The sequence below is a fragment of the Polaromonas sp. P1_E3 genome, from assembly GCF_056405935.1.
In genome coordinates this window covers 1-801 of the sequence record NZ_JBFUBD010000750.1, presented here as the reverse complement: position 1 = coordinate 801, position 801 = coordinate 1, and the positions used below count along the sequence as shown (strand labels likewise).

Below are 801 nucleotides of genomic sequence, written 5' to 3'. Positions count from 1 at the left end.
GGCCTTGGGGTGTGGGCTCGAAGCGCGTCTTGCCCAGGCCGAAGATGCCGAGCGATGCGCCGAGGCTCAACCCACCGGCCAGCCACCAAAGCCGTTCGAGGTGCTCATGTGCGGCGAAGCCAAGCAACACAAGCAGGACGGGAAAGATGGCCAGAGTGATCCAGGGACGGATCCTCGACAAGCGCTGGCGCCCGACCATGCGGCGAAAGCGCGCGTAAACGCGCCATGCGACCAGTGGAAGAAGCACAAGCAATGTGATGACGGAGGAACTCGGGGCTTGCATGGTGTTGGCCTTCAGGTAGCGAACAATGGGCACAGGCGGCAGAAATTGCCCGACACGGTGCTCCCGGGACTATCGATGGAGAAACGATGCCTGCAGAAACCGCATACCCGCCAGTATTTGCTGAACCCGCTCACCCGACAGCGTCCCAATCTGCGCACCCAGACGTGTTTTGTACACGGAAGACACCTGCGACACAACCACCACGCTTTGCTTTTCCAGATTGCCTTCGCCGGGATCCAGCAAGACATTGCCCGGCTCTGTGGCGCGGTTCAGGTTGGAAGTCAGCGCGCAAACAATGACGGTGCTGATGCGGGAGCGGTTGAACACGTCGTCCTGCACAACGACGTGTGGATGCGGGACGCCTGGAATCGAGCCGCGTGAGGGGTCGGCTTCAATCCAGAACACATCGCCCTGCCTGATGGTGTCGGGGTAAGGGCCTTGTGGGGCTTGGGGGTCTCTGTCCATCGCGGTATTTTCCCACTCAAGACATTGAACAATTTTTTCCACCTGGCCGCTGA

At 60.3% G+C, this 801-nt stretch carries 2 protein-coding genes; both read right to left on the bottom strand.

All coding sequences use genetic code 11. From position 1 onward, the window contains the following. Positions 1–283, bottom strand: a 283-nt coding sequence (locus AC1D0Z_RS23270; RefSeq protein ID WP_477660488.1) for a CcdC protein domain-containing protein, incomplete at its 3' end; no start/stop codon positions are given. 69 nt (positions 284–352) lie between these two features. Continuing rightward, on the bottom strand, positions 353–801 hold a 449-nt coding region (locus AC1D0Z_RS23265; protein WP_477660487.1), incomplete at its 5' end, for a type II toxin-antitoxin system PemK/MazF family toxin.